General features: G+C 61.8%; 5 protein-coding genes and 1 pseudogene. 4 read left to right on the forward strand and 2 right to left on the reverse strand.

Annotation, left to right across the window (positions count from 1 at the left end; all coding sequences use genetic code 11):
- Nucleotides 1-241: 241 nt before the first annotated feature.
- Nucleotides 242-3289, reverse strand: a complete 3048-nt coding sequence (gene traA / locus EN906_RS19320; protein ID WP_127266667.1) for a Ti-type conjugative transfer relaxase TraA — start codon at nucleotides 3287-3289, stop codon at nucleotides 242-244.
- 182 nt (nucleotides 3290-3471) lie between these two features.
- Here traA and EN906_RS19325 point away from each other — a divergent pair, with 182 nt between their 5' ends.
- Nucleotides 3472-3798 (forward strand): conjugal transfer protein TraD, encoded by a 327-nt coding sequence (locus EN906_RS19325; RefSeq protein WP_127266661.1) that lies wholly within the window; start codon nucleotides 3472-3474, stop codon nucleotides 3796-3798.
- A 1-nt stretch (nucleotide 3799) separates the two neighbouring features.
- Nucleotides 3800-4048, forward strand: a complete 249-nt coding sequence (locus EN906_RS19330) for a conjugal transfer protein TraD (RefSeq protein WP_127266660.1) — start codon at nucleotides 3800-3802, stop codon at nucleotides 4046-4048.
- Between the two features lie 498 nt (nucleotides 4049-4546).
- On the opposite strand, the pseudogene EN906_RS39005 reads toward EN906_RS19330, so the two are convergent.
- A pseudogene (locus tag EN906_RS39005) lies at nucleotides 4547-4750 on the reverse strand (AraC family transcriptional regulator N-terminal domain-containing protein); the annotation flags it as partial.
- Between the two features lie 457 nt (nucleotides 4751-5207).
- Between EN906_RS39005 and EN906_RS19340 the strand changes: the two are divergent.
- Both EN906_RS19340 and EN906_RS19345 read left to right on the forward strand, forming a co-directional pair.
- Nucleotides 5208-5714 (forward strand): AraC family transcriptional regulator, encoded by a 507-nt coding sequence (locus EN906_RS19340; protein WP_164748739.1) that lies wholly within the window; start codon nucleotides 5208-5210, stop codon nucleotides 5712-5714.
- Nucleotides 5701-6195 (forward strand): hypothetical protein, encoded by a 495-nt coding sequence (locus EN906_RS19345; protein ID WP_127266657.1) that lies wholly within the window; start codon nucleotides 5701-5703, stop codon nucleotides 6193-6195. Before EN906_RS19340 ends, EN906_RS19345 begins: the two co-directional genes overlap by 14 nt.
- Nucleotides 6196-6240: the final 45 nt, after the last annotated feature.

Consider the following 6240-nt stretch of genomic DNA (forward strand, 5'->3'; position numbering starts at 1 on the left):
AATGAGGCCGGCAGCGGATGCGGACCGGGCACTACACGTGCACCAGCTCACACCACTGCCGAAAACGGCGAACGAGCAAGCGCCTGATATCGCAGCGAAAAATCCGCCGGTATGCAGCGATAGACTACTCCCTTACCAAGGGAGAGTTCGACGACTCCATCTCATTCATGGTCATCATCGTCGTTGTCGATGGGAACTACCTTCGTCGACGACACGCTCGACATGCCATTTCGTAATAAGTTTAGATGCCCATGCCACGCCCAATGCCAATACCGTGGCTGAACGCGAGTTCCGCGCCCAGGCGCCGGCCGGACTCCACTTCGACGCCAAGCGCCTTTTTATAGTTTGCAAGAAGCGATTCCAGTTGCGGATCGCGCTCGAGGCTCTTGGCCATGTCGGACATGGCCGAGCGGGTTGACTTGTAACCGGACATGTCGCCAGCCTGGTATTGGTCCTGGCTTGTCCGGTGGAGCTTCTGCCAGCGTTCCACGAAACGGTCGGCCCGGCGGGTCGGATCGGCTTCCGGTCCGGTGCGGATTTCGCTTTCAAGCTGGAGAGCGAGCACGATACGGTTGACGCTACCGGCTCCCGCTTCACGAACCAGCTCGGGATTCTTGATATAGGCCGCTTCGGCATCGCGCCAGCCATGCGGCCGAACCTTATCGAACGCGTTGCGTGCATCCCTCAATTCGCGCATCTGCCCGGGACTACCCTGCCCGTCCACATTTCCGTTGCTGATAATAGCATCGAGCGCTCGCGCGTGGCGCACGAGAGCCTTCGTGCGAGCTCTGCGCAACGCCGCTTCCTCGTCCAACAACGCATCCGCTCCGCGTTGCGCTCCCCTGGTGCCCGCTTCCCTTCCTGGTTCGGCGCCGGCATCGCCGTTTTGCGTTCCAACCTCTCCCCCTTTCGGCCTGTACGCACGGTCCTGGCCGGGCTCTGCTTGTCCGGGCGAGCGCAACCCGTCCAGCATCCTTTCAATCCCGTCGCGAAGCTTCTCCGGAACGATCCGGCGCACGATCTTGACCACACGCTGACGGAAGCTGATCCCGCGTCGCTCGGCATAGTGTTGCGCCGGGTCGATCTGGTCGTAATCCGACGCCATATCCTTGGTGCGGTCGCGTGACAGCGCGCGGACAAGTCGTTCGCGGGTCGCGAAGTCTTCGCTGCCGTAATGCAGTTCCATCCCATCCCGATGTCGCGACAGGGACACGTAGCTGCTGTGCGAATCCATGTCCGGCGTTGCCAGCACATGGGTGCGGTCGACCGTCATGCCCTGGGCCTTATGGATGGTCGCGGCATAGCCGTGGTCGATGTGGGCATAGTCTTTCAGATCGAAGCGCACAGACCTGGCGTCATCGGTTTGAACCGTCATCGTCTGGACGCTGACCTCTTCGATCACACCGAGCGTGCCGTTCTTGACGCCGAGCGACCGCTCGTTGCGCAAGAACATGACCCGGTCGCCGCGTGCGAAGGTCCTTGCACCGCGCTCCACATCCACCTGAACTTCGTCGCCGAGATCTCCATCCGCGCGCATCCGCTCGCGCGCTGCCTGGTTGAGCGCGCGCACTTCGTCGTTTGTGTGGGTGAGAATGATCCGGCTCGCTTCAGGCTCTGCATGCCTGTCCCGATCCCAGCGCTCGACAAGATCGCTGCGTGCCTCATCGCGCGACGCAGCTTGGTGCACCATGCCCTGCGCGTCATAGGCGTCGATCGCAGCGCCGATCCTGCCGGTTGCAAGATCGCGCGTGGCATCACGCTGCCAGTCCTCACGCTGCCGGCGCACCTGACCGATTTCGACGCCACCATGTCGCTCATGGATCGAGCGGAATGCCGCACCGGCTTCAATTGCCTGCAATTGCTGCGGATCGCCGACGAGGACGACTTTTGCGCCAACGTCCGCCGCATGGGAGAGCACGCGCTCCAACTGGCGCGTGCCGACCATGCCGGCCTCATCGATCACCAGGACATCGCGGGCGCTGAGCAGATCCCTGCCCTGTCCCCAGCTATGTTCCATGCTGGCGATGGTGCGTGACGAAATGCCTGAACCGCCCTCCAGATTCTCGGCGGCAATGCCGGAGAGTGCGGCGCCTCGAACCTCATAGCCCGCCGCTGCCCATGCCTGGCACGCAACGCCCAGCATGGCGCTCTTGCCCGTTCCGGCAAAGCCGACAACGACACCAAGACCGTGGCCATCGGTGATGTGCGCAAGTGCATCGATCTGCTCGCCTGACAGGACAAGCCCGCGTTGCGCAGCCTGCGCCAATGCTGCCTCACGATGTGCGTTACTCACCGCGTGTCGCTCGTCCAAATCAATACGTTCCGCAGCGCGGTGAAGGCGCTGTTCGGTCTCGATCATCTGCCGGGTGGTGAAACGGTTTTCGCCGCGCATGTCCTTGCCGAGTTCGACCAGATCGGGTGCGTTGCCGATGGCTGCCACTACCGCGTTGAACTGCTCCACTCCATCGCTGTGCCGATGCGCAAACTTCGCAATGTCTTTTCGGGTGAAGGTCGATTGCTGATGGGTGATGGCATCGAGCGCTACGGTTGGATCGGCAATGATGCGCGCACCATTGTTGCGCGCGATCTCGCGGTGCAGTTCGGCGCGATCTGCTTCACTATCGCCAGCAGCAAGGTCACTGCCCTCGATGCGTTGCGCTGGCGCACCAATCTGGGTTTGCGGCTCCAGGGCAATGCCCTGCGCTTCCAGACTGCGATGATCGATGCGGGCGTCGATGTCGAGTTCGGCCAAGCGTTCATTGGCAAGCTCCGCCCACCGCTCGCGCCAGCGCTCGACCAGCTGGGTAGCATTCCAGTCTCGAACCTTGGCGCCAAAGCCGTTCTCGTCCACGGACCGCATGGTGAGCATGACATGAGCGTGCGGTTTGGGGCTGCCATCCTCCGCCCTGTCCCAATGCACATTGAGATCGGCGACCATGCCCTGGCTCACAAACTCAGCCTGAACAAAGTCGCGCGCCAGTTCGATGCCTTGCGCCTGGCTGAGTTCTCGCGGGAGCGCAAACTCCACCTCGCGGGCGAGCTGGGCATCCTTGCGGACCTCGAACGCCTCGACATCGTTCCACAGCCTCTCGCGGTCGCGCCAGGCCTCCGGAGCATCCTCAGGCAGCATCACCTCGGAATGGACAACACCGCGCTTGGCCGAGAAATCGTGAGTACGTTCGATACGCCCGTCGCGCAGCCTCGAAGCCGAGCGGTAGGCCGCAGAAGCCAACGCGCTGCTGCCTGCCTTGCGGCCAATGATCTTGACGTGAAGATGATAGATCGCCATCGCGAGCAGATCATTTGCACGGCAAAGCGTACGTCGGCACGACGTATAAGCGCGCCCTCCCTCGAAAAATTCTCGGGATGGACCGGCGCGTCCCGAGCCGTCTCGGCAACCCTGAAGCCATCCGGCAGACGCTCGCCTATCATCGCTGCATCGACAATCAATGGAGATGATGGAGACAGCAGATGCGCAAGCCACGCGACTACGATGCGGAACTGAAGGCGCTGGAAGACAAGGCGCGAGAGCTCAGAACCAGAAAGGTCCAGCAGCTTGGAGAGCTGGTGATCGCCACCGGCGCCGACCAGCTCAGCACCGACGAACTGGCCGGCGCACTGGTTGCAATCGCCGAGACGAAAGAGACCGCAAAGCGTGAGGCATGGGCCAAGCGTGGGGTGATGTTTTTCGAGAGCGGCTCCCGGCGAACTGCTCCGGCATCTCAGCGCAACCCTCGCGGCACTCCAGCGCAACCGGGCGGCCCACAATCGCCGGCAGGCGGCTCTGGCTCGGCATGATATGCGCACCTGGCAGGTCGAGCGTCGCAAGCGCACACGGCAGCTCATCGAACTTGGCGGTCTCGTCGTCAAGGCGGGCATCGTTGATCTGACCAACGACGATCGCGCTACCATCTACGGCGCGTTGCTTCGGATCGCCGCCAAGCTGCAGAGCGATGAAGGCGAGCATGCGCGCAACCTATGGAATGCGAAGGGAAGGCAGGCGTTCGATGCTGAACGGCGTGAAGAGCGGATGGGACGTCGGGCTTAGCCACAGTTGGCGTGAGCAGCGACCGGTACGAAGCCGGGACAGCAGACTTCCGCCGGTGCGCCAGCGCCGACGCCACAGTCAAGCCCTTGCGAGAAGCTTTCGCGATCTTCGTCGCTATCGGAGACATTCTTCTCACGCGAGCCTTGATCCAGATGATGACAGGCGCAAGGCTTGCGCAGGCGAAACTCGTCAAAGCAGACGCTGCGTTATGAGCAAACTTCAAATGCCAGATCGTGTTCCCCTCGAAACGTCCCACGCCCCCAGATGCGATCATGCACACTGCGCGTTGAGAGAAACTCTATTGCCAGGATGCGAGCCAGTGGAATGGCTCTGCACAGCTGGAACGGGCGGAAAAGCGAGGGAAGCTTCTCGCTCTAGATGAGATCGGCAAAGGCATCCCAGCCGATGGGACGGCAGAGGCGAAACTTACTCTTGTCATGTTGCGCAAGAGGAGTGGATTTTGCGAACAAACGTACAACTGGCGCGGCTTGGCGAAGTTTCCCTGAGCCACTGAATGGCGATGCCGACCCCTGAAAGCGTGGTATCTGGGGTCGCCATATCCCGCAGCATCCAGCCGAGTGGCCCCTTCAGCACGTGGAAGAGAATTTCGCGCTGGTAGGCCGGGGCCAGGGCCGGAACCTGGTCCGGGCGCTCCATCAGGCTCAGCATGCGAAGCCAGGAATCGAGCAGTTCAGGTGTAACAGGGCGCGTCCTGCCCGATCGTGCTGCAAGCCGAGCCGATCGATATGGCGAAGCCGCGCGCGAAGAGCTTGGCGCACGACGAGTAAGAACCGGGGCGCTGGCTTCGAACATGAAGCCGCTGACCGGAGCGACCTCCGCTCGCTCTTCCGACGTTGGCTTGGCGCCTCGACCGCGGACGTCCGAGCGCCAGACGCTTGGCCGCAGGAAGGCTTCGCGGACCGCATCGGCAGGTTGTCTAAATCCAAAGCATGGGAATCCTAAGCGAGGGTACATGTTGCAAGACGATTGTACGAATTGAGCCGAGCACGGGTGACGTTCAGATTCACCGGGGTAACCGGACCGTCATTTCGGCGTGTTGAGCAGTCCTACTGCTGTCGCATCTGGGGAAAGGATCGACGATCCCCACGACGAGCGCAGCCGGCCCGGCCTATGCGGAATGAGACACAAGGGGCCGTGCATGTTCGACAATACGCCTGCGACTGATAACCCCGAACCCATGTCTAGAGGCATCTACGATGACGTGATCAGGCTTGCGGTCGCCGCCCGTTGGCTCGGACTGTGCGTTACCCAAAACGCGCATACCCCAGGAAATGCCCTGGTGAAATGGCGGCTGAAGCGGGCCTTATATGTCGAAGACCACATTGCTGACACGATCAGCCTTGGTAATCTCGCGGCTCAAGCGGGCCTGAGCAGGATGTATTCTGCAGCCCAGTTTCGGACGGCAACCGATCTTCGTCCGCACGAGTATGTGGTGCGCAGGCGGACCCATCACGCCAAGGTCGTGCTCGCCGAAAACACATACTCACTGGTCGAGGTCGCACTGAGCGTCGGCTTCCAGGCGCAGGCACATTTGTTCACCGTCTTCAAGCGTTTTGCCGGGGAAACACGTCGGCGATGGCGGGTGCTCTATGCGTTTCGCTCCCTTTACTCCCTCTCCAGGAGAGATGGCCATGAAATCCTGTAACCTGGTCGTTGCTGTGGTGACCGCTTACGTCGCGCTCGTCGCGGTTCCAGCGCGGCTTTATGCCCAAGAACTGCAGTGCCCGTCCGCGGCCGACCTCCACGTTTCCCCGCTAGAGGGCGAGGTCACGGGATTCGTTCCTAAAGGGCTCACGCTTGACCAGCCCGCCCAGTTGCAGACGGCAATCCAGCTTCTGCGGGAGCACGGAATGTCCAGCGACGATACGATCAACTACCTTATCGCGCTCTACTGTCCGGCCGTGTCGGCCAGTACCGACGGCAGCCACGAGGAGAAGCTCGAAAGAGTGAGACAATTCGCCGACAACGTTACGCGTCAAGTGCTTGCAGCCAACAGCATCCAGGACATCATCTACGACGTACCGCTACCTCCCTCCGTGGCGGCCGCGGCGGCAGTTCATGCGGGCGACGTCGGCCTCACCGTCGAACAATGGATCGCGACGACCGTCGAGGACGCTCTCAGGTAGCCGGCGAGCGGTCCATCCAGCGTTCTGAGGCGCTCAGCGATAAGC

The organism is Mesorhizobium sp. M7A.F.Ca.CA.004.06.1.1, from assembly GCF_003999135.1.
Lineage (GTDB): Bacteria > Pseudomonadota > Alphaproteobacteria > Rhizobiales > Rhizobiaceae > Mesorhizobium.